Raw genomic sequence first — 15,645 nt, forward strand, 5'->3', positions numbered from 1 at the left:
TTTTAATCATGTGCCAATTTGGTCGCAAAACTTTGATTTAGTTAACTTTGAATCATACATTTTAAAATACCTAACCCTGCTAGTTGTAAATTAGCCCGTGGAAACCAAAGAATTACTTTTAAAACATTTACTGGAAACCATTACACTGGGTCCAAATGATGAAAATTGCGTTTTGGACAGTTTTACTGAGTTGAAACTTCAAAAAAAAGAGGTGCTCCTTTTTGCTGGCGATGTATCTTCCCATATGCGTTTTATTGCCAAAGGCTGCCTTCGGGCATATTATATGGATGAAGCGGCCAAAGAGCATGTCGTACAATTTGGTGTTGAGGGTTGGTGGGTCAATGACCTATATAGTTACCTTACCCAGACCCCTGCCAAACAATTTGTGCAGGCTCTCGAACCTTCCGTCGTTCTTCAAATTCATAGAGATGCTTTGCGTGATTTGTATAACAAAGTTCCGGCAATGGAACGATTTTACCGTCTAAAGTTTGAAAATGCCTATGTAGCCCTTCAAGATAGGACCATCAACGCCATGAGTAAATCTGCAGAAGAACGCTATTTGGAATTTCGAACCAAGTACCGGGGCATAGAGCAACGAGTTCCACAGTACATGATTGCTTCCTATTTAGGAATGACACCAGAATTTCTGAGTGCGCTCAGAAAGAATTTACGCTAAACAACGGTTCTTAAGATAGCTTAAGATTTTTATATTTCTCTTCAAATAAGTTTGCACTGTAATCTACAAATCAGTGCAGTATGAAAAGAATAATCGCATTCACGGGTAGTAACAACCCCAATTCAATACATGAAAAATGGCTAAGGCATATCATTGCCCAACATCCCAAAGAAGGAATTGAGTTCTTGGATTTAAAGGCATTCAATGTACCTATATATAGCCAAGGAATTGAAGAACTGGGCATTCCACAAAAAATGAGAGCACTTTTTCAAGTTTTCTCAGAAGCCGATGGGTTTATTATAGCGTCACCAGAACACAACGGACTCCCTTCTGCTTTTCTAAAGAACATCATTGATTGGCTTTCTCGGATAGATCAGCGTTTTTTCGGGGAGAAACCCATACTACTATTGAGTACTTCACCAGGGGTGACGGGAGGGCGCACCCATTTGAACCTGCTTGCAGGATTGGTCGGTAGATGGGGAGGTGAGCTTGCGGGGCAATATTCTTTGGGTAGTTTTCACCAGAACTTTGACATGAACCAAAATGTAATAGTAGATCCTGAGGTGCGAATACAAATGAGAAGTGCGATAAGCGCACTGTTGAATAACAAGAAACTGCTAAGCACCCTATCATGAACAAAGCGATTATTGAACATCTTTTTACTTTTTGGAGCGAGATTGGTCGACTTGGTGGCTTTCTATATAGCGAAGAAGGGATACGGCACACATTGGCTCCTGAGAAATCATGGCCTAGTAAAGTTTTTGGATTGGGACCTAGTAGAATAGATGAAAATCAACTTTTGGAGAACATAAGAGTAGGGGCATGGCCCAATTCTGTTGGTATTTATGAAGATGTAGAAAGTAAAAACTTGTTGGTCAACAATGGCTTTAAATTAAGTTCTACTGTAAAAGCAATGGCCTTGAAAGTCTCGAATGGATTTGATCAAATAGTGGATTTAGGGACAATTGCCCCTGTAAAATCTGATGAAGAAGTACAGGCTTTTGCCAAGATTGCTTCTATGGCTTTCGGGTATCCGGTGCTAACAAAGACTTTGTCTCCATTGCTACAAGCCTCATCATTTCAGTTGTTTTTAGGCATTCATGAAGATGATTATGCCAGTTGTGGCATGGTATTCACAGACCAAGATGGTATTTCTGGCATACATATGATAGGAACTCTACCTGAATTTCAGGGATTGGGACTGGGGAAAAAGATGACTCAATATTTGGTGAAAAATGCTAAAGAGAAGGGAAGCATCTATGTGTATTTGGTGGCCTCACAAGCTGGTGAGGGAATTTACGCCAAGATGGGCTTCAAGACATATGGTGTATTGGAAAGTTACCAACTTCCAGATGGTTTGGAACACCAACATTCAACAGGGTCATGAAAATGCTTGTTCATTTTTTAATGCTCGTTGCTGTTCAAGGGCTTTTTGGTCAAGAGCTATCCTTTTCTCCTGATATGGTGTTTGGCCATCGGTCCGTAACCTACAAGCATACCATCGGGTATGCATTTTCACCAAAGGTTTCCATTAACAATCTTACACTGTATGATACGGAATACAACAGTGATATCAATAACATTTATTTTATAAGGAGTGGGATTGGACTGTTTTTCGGAAAACTTATGACCAATCTGGCCATTGGCGTAAAAAACCCGGGAGCTTTTGCCACCTTCTCCCTGGGAATAAACAATAGCGGTTCCAGGTTTTCGTATAACTATTCTATGGGCACCACCTATCAAGATGGATTTTCATTGGAGCAGACCCTGATATTGGATTACCAACCCAGACTGAATGGGTTATATAAACCTATTAGCTGTGGGAAACCTGAATGGGGATGGTTATATACGAGGCTTGCAACAGTTGAAACTGGGTATTAAAAAACAGGAATGGATTATGGGATTGGCTATCAACCTCGACCAATTTGACAATTCAAAGAAAAGGCTAAAAAATCTGGGCTTTTTTCTCAAACACAATTTTTAAATCAAAAAAAATAAAATGAAAAAAAACAAACATTTGGGGAACCTATTGATACGGGTAATTATTTCATTCACGATGTTAATCTATGGGATAGACAAACTGTTGCATGGTATGGAATACATTGATGAATTGTTGTCAAAGCACGGGCTGCCCTCTTGGATTTCCAATGGAGTTCTTGTAGGGGAGGTCTTGGCTCCTTTGATGATTATAGTGGGGTATCGTACACGATTGGCAGGACTCATCTTCGCATTTAATTGTCTGGCGGCCTTTATTTTGGCGCAAACCCAAAATCTATTCAAGCTTAATGAAAAAGGGGGATGGGCATTGGAACTTTTGGCCATTTACCTCATAGCTGGATCAGCGTTTTACTTTATGGGAGGGGGAAAGTATGCAGTATCCAGATTGAACAAATGGGATTGAACAATACATAATAAATCTTTGAGACCAATGCACGTTGTGATCTATGAATTTGAGGTAAAGACCGGAGTTGATAATAAGTTTAAGGAAGCTTGGGAAAAGCTCACAAAAGCTTATTTGGACCATGCAGGTAGTTATGGTTCCAGATTGCACAAGTGCCATAACAGAAACTATATTGCTTATGCACAATGGCCCAGCAAGGAATCCCATGCAATTGCTCGGAGAAAATTAACCAACAAGTCAAGGTCATTGTTAGATGAGTTAAGATCTACGTGTAGCAATGTTAAAATCTTATGTCAATTGGAGGTTTTAAAGGATTATCTGGTGCATTCTTAAGATATCTTAAGTATTAGGCGATGAATGGCAACTAATTTTGAGTAATAAACAAACAAAAAATGAACAACGGAGTGACTGTTTTACTGGCTATACTTGGAGGTGTATTTTTGGCCATGCAAGGTGGTTTGAATGCCAAACTTGGAATCCATTTAAAGAGCCCTGTTTTGGCTTCTTTGATAGCTTTTGCATTTAGCACTCTCTTTGCCCTAATACTGGTCTTGGCAAGTTTACGTACTTCTTTTGATGTGGGGTTGATGCGAAAAATACCTGTATATCTTTGGTTTTCAGGGGCATTCTTCAGTGTATGCGGTATTTGTCTGTATTATCATACCATCCCAAAACTGGGAATTTCTTCAATGATCAGTCTTGGACTCTTTGGTCAACTACTATTTTCTACAATTGCAGGGCATTTTGGGTGGTTTGGGCTTCCAGAGGAGCCCGTGGCCCTTAAAAAAATAATAGGAGTATTAGCCATGACAGGTGGTATAATACTAATCAATAAAAACTAAACTTATAGAACATGAAATTACTAGAGCATTTACAATGGCGGTATGCCACTAAAAAGTTTGACCCTTCTCAAAAGATCAACCAAGATGATTTGGAAAAACTGAAAAAAGCAGTACAGCTTTCCGTTTCATCATACGGATTGCAACTGTACAAGGTTTTGGTCATTTCCGACGAGAAGATACGGGAAAAATTATTGCCATTTTCGTGGGGTCAATCGCAAGTTACTGAAGCTTCACACCTTTTTGTTTTTTGCAACTATACCGAACACAAAGAAGAAGATGTTGACGCATATATAACTTCAACCTCCAAAATACAGGGAACACCCTTGGAAAAATTAGAAGGTTATGGTGATTTTATAAAGAAAAGCCTATCTCGCATGAACCCATCTCAATGGCTGGTCTGGTCAGAAAAGCAAACATATTTAGCTTTGTCCAACCTATTAACGGCCTGTGCAGAACTTAAGATTGATGCTTGCCCCATGGAAGGGTTTGATCAGCAAGACTATAACAGAATATTGGATCTAGAAGATCGTGGCCTCAACGTAAGCATAATTGCGTCTATTGGCTATCGTTCTAAAAATGATCATTCGCAGTTCAGACAGAAAGTACGTAAACCTATCCAAGAAATTTTTGAAGAGTTATAGTTTTCAATAAACTGCTACTTTTTATTCAAGTACTATAATTAGTTACAAAAAATGCACTTTCACCATGAGGTTGAGAAGTTGAAACGAAGTATGCTGCGCATGGTATAAATATCTGAAAAATAAAGAGTTGTGCTTTTTTAAAAATGAAGTCGTTAGAAAATAGGATGGTATGTGCCTATCTGCCTGATTAAACAACAATGATCAAGGGGCTTTACGCCTTCATGTACTCGCGGTACCATCTAAAAAAATGTCTTCAATAATAAACTCTCCCTAGAAATCTTATAGGAAATAGGTTGGTTCTTCGAATTATTCATAGAGTATTCAAAGGATAATTCAATTATTGTCAATATAATATCAAAACTGGCTAATAATCTTGGAAAACTTGATGTAGATAATAATACTTTTATGGATGGTTGTTTCCACGCTGATTTAGTTCGCCCTGATTGCCATTTGAATGCAAAGATGGCAGTTATATGTTTACTGAATACGAATTGGATTTAACCAACCAACAAGGGCTTCATCACTGTTCAAACCAACCCCAACCCTATGGAAAAGTATATTAAATTGTGTTGCCTTATTATTTTCATGAACTTTCTATTGACCTGTCATCTTAATGCGCAGTCATTAGATAGTATGGTTATTGACTGTGAGGATTTTGAAATGGAATTCAACCGAAAGGGAATATCCAGTTTTTGGTCAAAATCTGATGAGCATAGGGCTAGTATCGTTGGAAAAAGAGGGGAGTGGGGCGATGTGGATGTAAAATATCAGGTAGCGGATGGTGACTGGCTCAATATATATAAAGGGGCGACTTCACGGGAAATTCTATCGCCTGAGAAGGTAAAGTATACCGACTACAAGGAGGGTGTGGTTTTAAAAATGGAACGTACTTTTGAACGTGTACGAAATGGCATCGACTGGACCATTAGGCTGGAATCCATGTTTGATTATCCCATGACCATCGGCGACTTTTCCATCCCAATTTCTTGGCCCCGACCGTCTGGAGAAGAACCCAATTATATTTTTGAGGAAACCTTTATTAAGCACCAGTATATAGGTGGCAACAGTTCGTTTATTTACTTTTCTAAACCCTCCGGGGAACCACCATTTTTGGTATTAATGACCAAATCGGGCACCAAGTTGGAATATTTTGATTCCGCTGCAGGATATTCGGCTCACATACATTCTCAATGGGCCGCCGCCCAAAAGGAGGGGAGTTGGCGAATGGAAAATACAGCCTTGGAACTCGCACCCAAAGGAAAACCGGGCAGTAGTATTACGTATGGTTTTCGCATGCAATGGGTAAACAGTTATGATGAATTAAGGGATGTGCTTTACCAAAATAATCTGTTCGATATTCGTGTGGTTCCTGGAATGACCCTTCCGCAAGGATTGAGTGCTAAGTTTTCTTTACGGACCAAAAACAAAATCGATTCCATTTCAGCGGAATTTCCTAAACAGACCAAGATAGACTTCGTCAAAGAAAAAGAAAAAGACCTTTACATTTATAAGGTACTGTTTGAACGTTTGGGTGAAAACAAACTCACTATTCATTACAACGGGAATCAAAAATCCATTTTGGAGTTCTTCTCCACTGAACCCGTTGAGACCTTGATCAAAAAACGGAGTGACTTTTTGACTCAGTCCCAACAACACACAGACCCTTCAAAATGGTACAATGGGCTGTACTCAATTTGGGATATGAGTAAAGCCGTGCTTCGTGGACCGGACAATACTGATGGTTTTGATCATTGGTGGGGCTATGTTCTGGCCAGTGATGATATTGGTTTAATAAAGGCTCCATACATCGCCTCCAAGAATGTTTATTTTCCTAAAGATGACGAAATAGCTTCAGTTGAATACCATATAGAAAATTTTGTTTGGGGAGGGCTTCAGCGTACCGACAAGGAAACCAACCCATATGGAATTCATGGTGTTCCCAACTGGCGAGAGGCTAGAGACCCACTGTTGAGAGCAAGGTCTAGGGACTACAATCTGGATAAGATGAAAATTTGGCGTTCCTATGATTATCCCCATATTACCAAAATGTACTACCACATGTTTCAGATTGCTGAGTTCTATCCTGATAAAGTCCAGTATTTGGATGCGAAAGGCTATTTGGAGCGTGCATTTCAAACAGCCAAGGCCTATTTCACCTATCCCTATGAAATCCTACCATGGTACGATACCTATAAATGGGGCTGCTACAATGAGCTCATTATTATTCCACTGATCAAGGATTTGGAACGATATGGGAGAAAATCCGATGCAGATTGGTTGCGACAGGAATGGGAGAAAAAGGTGAAATATTTTGTTTATGATGACAAATACCCTTTCCGTTCAGAATATAGCATAGACCGAACTGCTTTTGAATCCAGCTACGCTTTTGCCAAATATGGCACCCTTAACAAAATGAAACCGGATGAAAAGCTATGGTATGATGTTAATCTTGAAAAATGGTACTCACATCCTAATGTAAAGCAGGAAGATAGTCGGGATTTTATGCATAGACAGAATACCGCAGGATTAGCTGTCCGTGGCTGGGTAAATCCAACCTACTATTCCCTGGGTTCTGATGATTCAGAAGGAGGCGGGCTGAGTTACATGGCACGGATGGGTGGATGGAGTATTCTGGATTATGGGCTGCACTTTGCCGAAAAACCTTATGACTGGATTCAGTTAGGCTATGCCTCCTATTTAAGCTCGTATGCGCTCATGAATACTGGTACTAAAGAGAGCAATTATGGCTATTGGTTTCCAGGAAAGGAAAATGATGGTGCCTTGGGTTGGGCTTTTAACTCACAAAAGCATGGCCGAATTTGGCTCCAAGGCCGAGAAATTGAACGTGGCCCGTGGAACTATGATGGAGAGGCCGATCTAGGTATGGGTGCCATTGGGCATACTGCATCTACTGTTCTGGTCAACGACCCCATTTTTGAATGGTTCGCTTACGGCGGAAACTTGGATGAGATAACTAATGGTTTTGCCATTGTCCCAAAGGATGGCCTAAGAACACGATTTGCTATTGTAGCCAATGGCACTAGGTTTCAGATGGAATTGGAACGGGATGGATTTGCCAAGAATAATCCCATTTTAGTGTCCAAGTCTATGAATGAAGTAAGTTTTGTGCTGGAGAATAGGGTGGAAAAGCGACATCGTACCAAATTGAACTTGGAGAATTATGGTAATATATCTTTTAAGTGTAGGGTTGATGGCAAATTGCTCAAGGTAATAAAGGAAGGTAACATTGAAAGTTTTGAGATTCCTGTTTCTGGAAAAACACACCAAGTAACCCTGACTTTGAATTAATAAAAAACCGCTAAATAACCAATAAAAAAGCCCCGTGTAAAAGCGGGGCTTTTTTGTTGGGGGCTTTTTTAAAACATGAATCCTAGTCCGGCAGACCATACGGAATTGTGCACATCCACATCTTCAATCATTTCAGAAAATCCGTAGGTATATCTCCCTTGGATAAAGAACCCACTTGGAAATTTGTACTCCAATCCTGCGGCACCTTGAAAATCAAACCCATTGATGGCGTCAGTATCAAAATCGCCACCATCTTCCCCCGGGTCAAAGTCGATTTCCTCATTTACCTTAAACCCAAATTGGGGCCCGGCTTGAATGTTGAGTCCATCTGCGATATAAAATTTCAAGAGTAAGGGTACCTGAATGTAGTCTACCTGAAATTGGGCATCTGGGGTATCGGGCTCATCCGTAATATCAAAACCTTGCGCGGAGTAGTATATCTCTGGCTGAAGGGAAACATGGTCGGACAATGGTGCCTCGGCCAATAGACCCAAGTAAAAGGAGGTCCTAGAATCGGGGCTGTCAAAATCATCGCCTGCCACTGTGGCAAAATTGGCACCACCACGCACTCCTAATTGTACATTGTTGGTGTTCTGGGCAATACAAATTGACCCCACCAGAAGAGCTGCTATTATCAATACATTTGTTTTCATCATTATTAAGATTTAAGGGTTACTGATTGCAATAATCGAAAACGAATGTACTGCCAATAGCTTCGGAGGGTTGACGCAATGCACAAAAAAATTGACGGAAATCAAGGACAACCATTCTCAAGGTCTTATTTATTCAAGACCTTGAGAATTCTGGAAATGCGTAAATAACGGGATTAGGATTAATTGGTATGGAAACCACATCTATCCAAGTATACTTTGATATTATACGATGATTCTTATCTTTTTTAGCCAGAGAACCTAAAAAGTGTTGATTCTTTTTAATTCGTTACCGCAAAAATCAGAACCTGATGTTTTAAGGATATCATTTTCCACTACAATGGTCTCGTCCCTCCAAGATTCCGTTCCAGAGGTGTTTCTCCATTTCACCTTTCCAGTATAGACACCAGGGCTTTTTCGGGTTAGATGAAAGCCTATTTCATCCAAGGTAAACTTAAACTTGTCAAGTCCACCAAGTTTTGAATAGCGCCCTTCTATTTCACCTTTTTCGTTGGTATAGAACGCCACTACACGCCCATCACAGCCTTCCCAAGACCCAATAATGTTTGTGTTGGTGTTGGACACCGTGGGACTCACGGATTTGCATCCAACCCATAATCCCAAACTTAGGGACACCAAAATGATAAAATTCAATCTCTTTGTTCCCATTAGTCTTTTCTTTGATACTTCTCTTTCATAAATTCAAAATACATATAACCAAAACGGTCGTACCAATCCTCAACCCCATATTTGGCCTCACAGATATTGAGTTCCATCATGGCATCGGCTAGACTTTGAAGAAATTCGGCATATTTATTATCATAGGCCTGTTCAAGTTCTGTTACAGATTTTTCGATATTTCTTCGTTGCGTTTGCCAGGCCAGGCCGCCAACCCCACTGGGAGTAAAGCCAGATACATCGTCCCCAAAAGAAATGGCTGCGTTGGAAAAATCCTTGGTACACTTGTAGATAGTGGCCAGTTTTTCAAACTGATACCTCATGTTATTGAATTTTTTCCGGGCTTCAAAAAAGCATTGGGCACATTCTTGGTCTTCCTCTTCCGAAATGTCGCCCTTATCATCAAAGTACAGATCTGTGCATATTGAAGGAATGGAAGGGGCTTGAGCTGGCGGAGACGAACTTATACATTTGCCAAGCCCATTATTGTAGGTGCTATAAAGCAATTTTACATTATCCCATTGTTTCCGTATGGTGGAGATGGTCTTATCTAGATTACCGACTACTTTGTCAACCGCCTTTCTTTCATTTTCCAACATATTAAGTCTCGTGTTGAAATCTTCCATAGCATTTTCTTTGAACGCTTCAAACTGTTCTATGGAAACGAAGTCACCAGCATCTTGCGCAACACCGATTGATGGCAATAATGACAAAAACACTAAAATCACTGTGGTGCCCTTTCCTTTCCGCCCCATAAGCTTTCCAGCCAAAACACCAATAACCAACAAGGCAACCCCAAGGGCAATGTACAACAGGTAATTAGTTGTCCCGCCATCACTGCTTCCCTCATTGGCGTCATTGGGTGAAGCTGCACCGCTGGATTCCATTTCATCTTCACTAATGGCTCTAAAGGCGCTTCCCAAATAGGTTTTCTTTTCGGGGCTTGCCAAAACGGTAATAGTATAGAGTGAATTGTTGGGTTGGTCCGTTTCCACTTTAATTCCAAAACTGCCCCAGGTACGTATTTTAAAGTTCACAAGCCCATCTTGCGCGTTGGTTGTATTTTGTTGGGCCTGCACAGCTTCCCAATTATCCTTGGCCAAGCTCACCTTGAGTGGGGTGCCGTCCACACTGGTCACCAATACATCTACAAAGTTGTATAGGTCGTGTCCGGTTACATAGTGGTACATTGCAGAATCTGTTAATCTATTGAAATAAACAATACCTAATTCTCCTTCATGACCGGTTCTTGTATCTGCAAGTAGTTTCAATTCTACCGGTTGAATTGCTTTATCCAATGTAAAAGGTTGGGCATATCCTTTAAATGCCCCAATAAACAAGAGACACAACAACGAAAACTTGTGCAATGGTTTCATTTTGATTTAGTTTTGATAGTGATTAATAAGATAGTTGGCAATTTTATACGTGTTCTTTTTCTGTTCGTCCCTTTGGGAATCTGTTAGCTTAGGGCCATTAGGGTTTAAATAACTATAACTGACTTTTATTGGGTTTCCATAATTAGTATTTAGCAATAGTAGAAAACCTTGTACAGGATGTCTTTTAATGTAGGTATCTCCTGATTCACTTATGCTGACCTCTATCATCTCATTCTTTAGCCCACTTTTTATTTGATCCTCTACGATGTTTGTGTCACCCCATTTTTCAAGACTTATCCCATAATTCACCGTAAAATTGTCTGGATGGGTCACTTTGAACCAACAACTGCCCTGATAGTTGCTTTGTTCTTGTACTTGGTCGGCACCATACCCCAACGCCTCGGCCAATTGTGAGGTAGTCAGCTTACAATCCTCGCTTGCAGCGTACAACTGGGTATAATCCCCATGTTGTTTAAGCTGTATGGTGTTGTCGGTGCCATGGGTTGTCTTTACTTTTTTTTCGGCAGTGTCTGAAGTCGAAGTTGTTTCTTCCTTTTTTTTGGAGTTACCACAAGCGGATAGTACCAATACTGTGAAAAAGAGGATAAAAATGTGTGGTGTTTTCATACTTTCAAGTTTACTGATTGCGGTTATGATTGGTAAAAGGCCAACCTATTTTGTGATGATTGAATGAAGACTTTTATGATAAAAACATGAGGCCTGAAGAAATTTATTCACTAATGGGACCTCAATTAAGGAATTAGTATACCTGTTGTCTGACATAGACCAGTCTTTTAAGGGTTCGTTTGGGGAACTACACCTCTATGCTGGTTAACCATTGAAGATGATTTCATACTAATATACAGGAATTCAATTGATTGTAGTTTGATTTATATTAAAATTAGATAAACGGCAACGTTTTGTGTAAGCTTGAAGTAGGAAGAAACTTTGCGGACAGCAACGTGTATATAATTGATTAATAGTTCGTTATATAATTTTAAGTTGAGATTTTGGCGAGAATGCCTGTATGGATTCAGGTGCTTATTTGAGTAGTACAAAAGATCTTAAAAACAGACCTTATCAATAACTAGTTTGTGGGGTGTTTTTCAAATTTGATTTTAGGCCAATGAAAAATAAAAACCCAATCATTTTACTGATTGGGTTTTCTACAGAATTAAAAAAATCTCAGGTTTTCCTAATTCATAGCAATTTCCATTAGTTTCGTGTTACTGTAATTGAATTTGACAATCCATACAGCCCCATAAGATCAGAGATGTTGTTTCCTGCTTCTAAACCTGTCAGTCCGTCTTCATAGCGCATATACCATATAAAGCATACGCCAGGTCCAGCTGCATCAAAGTCTACATTTTCAACATCAGTCAAGGTTGGGGGAAGGCCAAGGATATTGTCTTGATCGTCTGTAATGACCCACGTACCGTTGGTACCATTTGCCCCACTATTGTCCAATGAAATTCCACTCACCATATCTGGGGTACCATCTACAACAATGGTAAAGGGTCCACCAGAAATTTCACCGGCATTAGGATTTCTATATACTTTAACCGAGTTGGACAAAGCAAAATTACCAGCTAGGTCGGCGGCATTTTCTCCTGCGGCAAGACCTGTAATCTCACCCTCATAGGTCAAATGCCATATAAGGCAAACACCTATTCCTGCTCCATCAAAATCAACACCTTCCAATGCTTCAAGAGTTGGTGGCAACCCAAGGATATTTAAATTGTCATCTGTAATGACATAGGTTTGGTTACTACCTGTCAAATTACTGGCATCCAGACTAATTCCCGTTACCATATCTGCCGTACCATCGACTGAAAAATTATAGGGTCCTCCAATCAATGCTCCAGCATTCAAGGCATTTCTATTGACCACCACTTGGTTGGATAATGCAAACACCCCTTCCAAATCATCTAGGTTATTGCCCGCTTCAAGACCGCCAATTTCAGTAGAATAGGTTAAACTGTAAATAAAACAAACTCCGGTTCCAGCTTGGTCAAAATCAACGCCTTTGACGGCTTCAATGGTAGGTGGCAATCCCAAAATATTTCCCATATCATCGGTAATTACAAATGTTTGGTTGTCACCATTTAAATTGGTAGCATCCAAGGAAATCTCCATAATCATATCAGGAAGACCATCCACAACAAAATCATATGGTCCGCCAACGAGTTCACCAGCGTCAAGGGCATTCCTATTGACCACCAAAAAATTGGATAGATCAAACATTCCACTCAGCTCATCCAAGTTTCCACTTACCTCTAGACCAGTAAGCGCGCCATCATAGGTTAGGTGGTAGATGTAACAAACGCCTATTCCTGCTCCGTCAAAATCCACTTCAAAGAGGGCATCCAAGGTAGGAGGAAGTCCCAATATGTTTTTGTCATCGTCTGTAATTACATACGTTTGTGTCTCACCAGAACCTGAAAATCCAGTCAAGGTAATTCCACTTACCAAGTCGGGACTCCCGTCCACGGCAAATGAAAATGGTCCTCCAGAAAGTGTTCCGGCTTCCAATACTACGGGTTCTAAACCATCATCTGTTCCCTCGTCATCCTCACAAGCTAAAAAACCAATGGCGAGCAACCCTAAAATTGATAAAGTTTTCAATGTTTTCATCTCTTTGTTTTTAAGTTTTCACAAAGAAACTTTTGACGTGTAATGAAAGCTTCACGAAAACATAAACTTTTTTAAGTAAATGATATTCAATTATTTAACTGAAATATTTCCATTAAACTGAAAGATACCTCCACATTTCCCGACCAAAGTTGGATAAACAGGAATGTTTTCTTAATGATTCTGTGATTCTTTCGTGAGATATTTCACCTTATTTAGATGGTTATGAAAAATGTATTGATTATTGAGGATGATCCCGAGATTGTTCAATTGCTTGAAATCCATTTAACGGATTTAGGATGTACCATCCAGAAAGCCAATAATGGCCCTTTAGGGTTGCAACTTGCTGTAAAGGAACCGCCAGAATTGATCATATTGGATATTATGCTCCCAGAAATGGACGGCATTGAGGTTTGTCAGAAGATAAGAGCAAACAATGTTAAATCACCCATCCTTATGCTAACGGCCAAAGCTGAGGAGATTGACAAGGTTTTGGGATTGGAGGTAGGAGCCGACGACTATTTGACCAAGCCTTTTAGTGTTCGGGAATTTATTGCCCGGGTAAAAGCTATTTTTCGTCGCCAAAAAATGGAGAAGTCCACAGAACAAGGCCAGCAGAACAACGGTACCATGTATTTTGACAATCTGACGGTGAACATAGAATTACGAAAGGTGCAATTGAACGGAGAAAAGGTTGAACTATCCCCGAAGGAATTTGAGCTATTGGTTTTACTATGTTCAAACCCCGGAAAAAGCTATGAACGTGAGAAATTACTGAAAATGATTTGGGGATATGATTTTAAAGGTTATGAACACACTGTAAACTCCCACATTAATCGACTGCGTTCAAAAATAGAACCCGATATGGGGCAACCTAAATTTATCCTAACCACTTGGGGAATAGGATACAAATTCAATGAAGAACTATGAAATTTTCCTTGTTTTCTAATAGATTGCTCATAAAGCTGTGCCTTTCATTCCTGTCAATCCTTTTTTTTGCGGCCATTGGCTATATTCTGATCACTGCTTATCTTACCAACAATCACTATTATGAAACCACCCAACGTTTACATGCCAATTTGGCCCAACACCTGATAGATGAAAAATTTAGCAACCAAAGTCCTTTTGATGCTGAAGGAAATGTGAACAAGGACCTTTTTGGGGATATTATGCACGATATGATGGCGGTGAACAGGGCCATTGAAGTGTATTTATTGGATGAAACGGGACATGTGGCTTACTCGGTGGTCCTAGATCACGATGGAACCAATACCCAAGCTAGGAAAATAGACCTTGATCCCATACAACGCTTTATCGGGGAGCAAGGTTCGGCGTTTATTTTAGGCGACGACCCCAGAAATCCGGAAAATCAAAAGATTTTTTCTGCTGCCTCTTTCGAGAAAAATGGGAAAAAGGGTTTCATTTATATTGTGCTGGCCGGAGAGGATTATCTAAGTACAAGAGCCTCCCTCATAGATGGTTATTTTTTCCGTCTAGGCCTTAGAGGTGTTGCGTTGACCTTAATTTTTGCGGCAGTTTTGGGGATATTGTCAGTTTGGTACCTCACCAAAAACCTTCGCGAAATTATTTTTGCCACAAAGCGTTTTCAAGAAGGTGACCTCCAGTACAGAATTCAAGATGCCGAGAAAATGGACCTTGCCATTTTGGCAAAGACGTATAATGAAATGGCCGATACCATTGTTTCGGATATTGAAAAAATCAAATCACTTGAACTGCATAGAAGGGAGCTGATTGCCAATATTTCACACGATTTGCGTACTCCGCTATCCATTATTCAAGGTTATGTGGAGACCCTACGAATTAAGAGAAAGGATTTGACGGACCAAGAACGCGAAGAATATTTGACAACGGTGAATAATGGATGTGAAAGGTTGGCCAGATTAATTGCACAATTGTTCGAATATTCCAAATTGGAAGCCAATCAGATTGAACCGGTAAAAGAACCTTTCCTAATCACCGAACTGGCCAATGACATCCATAGGAACTATAAAGTAATCGCCGCACAACACAATATTGAACTTCAAATGGAAATGGACCCTAAGACTCCTCTTGTTTTTGGGGATATATCACTTGTAGAGCGGGCCATTCAAAACTTGATGGACAATGCCATTAAGTTCACTCCAGATGGAGGTACGGTCGGAATCAAAATAATACCTGTGAACGGCCATGTTGAAATTATGATCAGCGATACAGGCCCAGGTATTCAAAAGGAGAATCAATCATTGATATTTGAACGTTATCGACAGACCAAGACCGGTCAGGTTAAGGAAGGGGCGGGCCTTGGACTTGCCATCGTAAAAAAAATAATGGAACTCCACAACGCTAGCATAAAAGTGTTGAGCAATCCCACAAAAGGAACAATCTTTAGTTTTGAATTGCCCATATATCAATTAAGTTAATTGCGTTCCTTTCATGGCACA

General features: G+C 40.1%; 16 protein-coding genes. 11 read left to right on the plus strand and 5 right to left on the minus strand.

Going from position 1 to position 15,645, the window contains the following annotated elements:
• Positions 1-97: 97 nt before the first annotated feature.
• From ACFOWS_RS07925 to ACFOWS_RS07965, 9 genes are all read left to right on the plus strand, one after another.
• Positions 98-676 (plus strand): Crp/Fnr family transcriptional regulator, encoded by a 579-nt coding sequence (locus ACFOWS_RS07925; RefSeq protein ID WP_379763391.1) that lies wholly within the window; start codon positions 98-100, stop codon positions 674-676.
• An 80-nt stretch (positions 677-756) separates the two neighbouring features.
• Positions 757-1,311 carry an NADPH-dependent FMN reductase gene (locus ACFOWS_RS07930; RefSeq protein ID WP_379763392.1) on the plus strand — a complete coding sequence of 185 codons (555 nt, stop codon included), beginning with the start codon at positions 757-759 and terminating at the stop codon, positions 1,309-1,311.
• Positions 1,308-2,063: a GNAT family N-acetyltransferase gene (locus ACFOWS_RS07935; RefSeq protein ID WP_379763393.1), complete on the plus strand. Its 756-nt coding sequence runs from the start codon at positions 1,308-1,310 to the stop codon at positions 2,061-2,063. Before ACFOWS_RS07930 ends, ACFOWS_RS07935 begins: the two co-directional genes overlap by 4 nt.
• Entirely contained in the window at positions 2,060-2,557 is a 498-nt protein-coding gene (locus ACFOWS_RS07940) for a hypothetical protein (protein ID WP_379763394.1), read from the plus strand. The genes ACFOWS_RS07935 and ACFOWS_RS07940 overlap by 4 nt, the downstream gene beginning before the upstream one ends.
• 118 nt (positions 2,558-2,675) lie before the next feature.
• Complete coding sequence (locus ACFOWS_RS07945; protein WP_379763395.1) at positions 2,676-3,077, plus strand: DoxX family protein; 402 nt, start codon at positions 2,676-2,678, stop codon at positions 3,075-3,077.
• Between the two features lie 27 nt (positions 3,078-3,104).
• Positions 3,105-3,410, plus strand: a complete 306-nt coding sequence (locus tag ACFOWS_RS07950) for an antibiotic biosynthesis monooxygenase family protein (RefSeq protein ID WP_379763396.1) — start codon at positions 3,105-3,107, stop codon at positions 3,408-3,410.
• A gap of 59 nt (positions 3,411-3,469) precedes the next feature.
• A complete protein-coding gene (locus ACFOWS_RS07955; RefSeq protein ID WP_366589511.1) occupies positions 3,470-3,919 on the plus strand; it encodes a DMT family transporter in 450 nt (149 codons plus the stop codon).
• Positions 3,920-3,930: 11 nt separating this feature from the next.
• Positions 3,931-4,560 (plus strand): NAD(P)H-dependent oxidoreductase, encoded by a 630-nt coding sequence (locus ACFOWS_RS07960; RefSeq protein ID WP_379763397.1) that lies wholly within the window; start codon positions 3,931-3,933, stop codon positions 4,558-4,560.
• Between the two features lie 546 nt (positions 4,561-5,106).
• The gene (locus ACFOWS_RS07965; protein WP_379763398.1) at positions 5,107-7,869 is read left to right on the plus strand and encodes a DUF5695 domain-containing protein; all 2,763 of its coding nucleotides are present in this window, start codon (positions 5,107-5,109) and stop codon (positions 7,867-7,869) included.
• Positions 7,870-7,937: 68 nt separating this feature from the next.
• Here ACFOWS_RS07965 and ACFOWS_RS07970 read toward each other — a convergent pair whose 3' ends face one another.
• From ACFOWS_RS07970 to ACFOWS_RS07990, 5 genes are all read right to left on the minus strand, one after another.
• Positions 7,938-8,522, minus strand: coding sequence for a porin family protein (locus tag ACFOWS_RS07970; protein ID WP_449267390.1), 585 nt, complete (start codon positions 8,520-8,522; stop codon positions 7,938-7,940).
• Between the two features lie 258 nt (positions 8,523-8,780).
• Positions 8,781-9,188, minus strand: coding sequence for a hypothetical protein (locus tag ACFOWS_RS07975; RefSeq protein WP_379763399.1), 408 nt, complete (start codon positions 9,186-9,188; stop codon positions 8,781-8,783).
• Positions 9,188-10,573 carry a hypothetical protein gene (locus tag ACFOWS_RS07980; protein WP_366589499.1) on the minus strand — a complete coding sequence of 462 codons (1,386 nt, stop codon included), beginning with the start codon at positions 10,571-10,573 and terminating at the stop codon, positions 9,188-9,190. The genes ACFOWS_RS07975 and ACFOWS_RS07980 overlap by 1 nt, the downstream gene beginning before the upstream one ends.
• A 6-nt stretch (positions 10,574-10,579) precedes the next feature.
• Positions 10,580-11,200, minus strand: coding sequence for a hypothetical protein (locus ACFOWS_RS07985; protein WP_379763400.1), 621 nt, complete (start codon positions 11,198-11,200; stop codon positions 10,580-10,582).
• Positions 11,201-11,788: 588 nt separating this feature from the next.
• Complete coding sequence (locus tag ACFOWS_RS07990; protein ID WP_379763401.1) at positions 11,789-13,207, minus strand: hypothetical protein; 1,419 nt, start codon at positions 13,205-13,207, stop codon at positions 11,789-11,791.
• Between the two features lie 222 nt (positions 13,208-13,429).
• Between ACFOWS_RS07990 and ACFOWS_RS07995 the strand changes: the two genes are divergently transcribed.
• Together ACFOWS_RS07995 and ACFOWS_RS08000 are read left to right on the plus strand one after the other, a co-directional pair.
• Complete coding sequence (locus tag ACFOWS_RS07995) at positions 13,430-14,134, plus strand: response regulator transcription factor (protein WP_379763402.1); 705 nt, start codon at positions 13,430-13,432, stop codon at positions 14,132-14,134.
• Positions 14,131-15,624 carry a sensor histidine kinase gene (locus tag ACFOWS_RS08000; protein WP_379763403.1) on the plus strand — a complete coding sequence of 498 codons (1,494 nt, stop codon included), beginning with the start codon at positions 14,131-14,133 and terminating at the stop codon, positions 15,622-15,624. Before ACFOWS_RS07995 ends, ACFOWS_RS08000 begins: the two co-directional genes overlap by 4 nt.
• Positions 15,625-15,645 lie beyond the last annotated feature (21 nt).

Origin of the sequence: Flagellimonas marina, assembly GCF_042651185.1 — a bacterium.
Lineage (GTDB): Bacteria > Bacteroidota > Bacteroidia > Flavobacteriales > Flavobacteriaceae > Flagellimonas > Flagellimonas marina.

What these genes read in the sequence shown, in the direction of transcription:
- ACFOWS_RS07950 (WP_379763396.1), top strand. Translation starts at nt 3,105, where the DNA reads ATGCACGTTGTGATCTATGAATTTGAGGTAAAGACCGGAGTTGATAAT.
- ACFOWS_RS07970 (WP_449267390.1), bottom strand. Translation starts at nt 8,522, where the DNA reads ATGAAAACAAATGTATTGATAATAGCAGCTCTTCTGGTGGGGTCAATT.
- ACFOWS_RS07940 (WP_379763394.1), top strand. Translation starts at nt 2,060, where the DNA reads ATGAAAATGCTTGTTCATTTTTTAATGCTCGTTGCTGTTCAAGGGCTT.
- ACFOWS_RS07960 (WP_379763397.1), top strand. Translation starts at nt 3,931, where the DNA reads ATGAAATTACTAGAGCATTTACAATGGCGGTATGCCACTAAAAAGTTT.
- ACFOWS_RS07975 (WP_379763399.1), bottom strand. Translation starts at nt 9,188, where the DNA reads ATGGGAACAAAGAGATTGAATTTTATCATTTTGGTGTCCCTAAGTTTG.
- ACFOWS_RS07930 (WP_379763392.1), top strand. Translation starts at nt 757, where the DNA reads ATGAAAAGAATAATCGCATTCACGGGTAGTAACAACCCCAATTCAATA.
- ACFOWS_RS07985 (WP_379763400.1), bottom strand. Translation starts at nt 11,200, where the DNA reads ATGAAAACACCACACATTTTTATCCTCTTTTTCACAGTATTGGTACTA.
- ACFOWS_RS07945 (WP_379763395.1), top strand. Translation starts at nt 2,676, where the DNA reads ATGAAAAAAAACAAACATTTGGGGAACCTATTGATACGGGTAATTATT.
- ACFOWS_RS07955 (WP_366589511.1), top strand. Translation starts at nt 3,470, where the DNA reads ATGAACAACGGAGTGACTGTTTTACTGGCTATACTTGGAGGTGTATTT.
- ACFOWS_RS07935 (WP_379763393.1), top strand. Translation starts at nt 1,308, where the DNA reads ATGAACAAAGCGATTATTGAACATCTTTTTACTTTTTGGAGCGAGATT.
- ACFOWS_RS07990 (WP_379763401.1), bottom strand. Translation starts at nt 13,207, where the DNA reads ATGAAAACATTGAAAACTTTATCAATTTTAGGGTTGCTCGCCATTGGT.
- ACFOWS_RS07980 (WP_366589499.1), bottom strand. Translation starts at nt 10,573, where the DNA reads ATGAAACCATTGCACAAGTTTTCGTTGTTGTGTCTCTTGTTTATTGGG.
- ACFOWS_RS07995 (WP_379763402.1), top strand. Translation starts at nt 13,430, where the DNA reads ATGAAAAATGTATTGATTATTGAGGATGATCCCGAGATTGTTCAATTG.
- ACFOWS_RS08000 (WP_379763403.1), top strand. Translation starts at nt 14,131, where the DNA reads ATGAAATTTTCCTTGTTTTCTAATAGATTGCTCATAAAGCTGTGCCTT.
- ACFOWS_RS07965 (WP_379763398.1), top strand. Translation starts at nt 5,107, where the DNA reads ATGGAAAAGTATATTAAATTGTGTTGCCTTATTATTTTCATGAACTTT.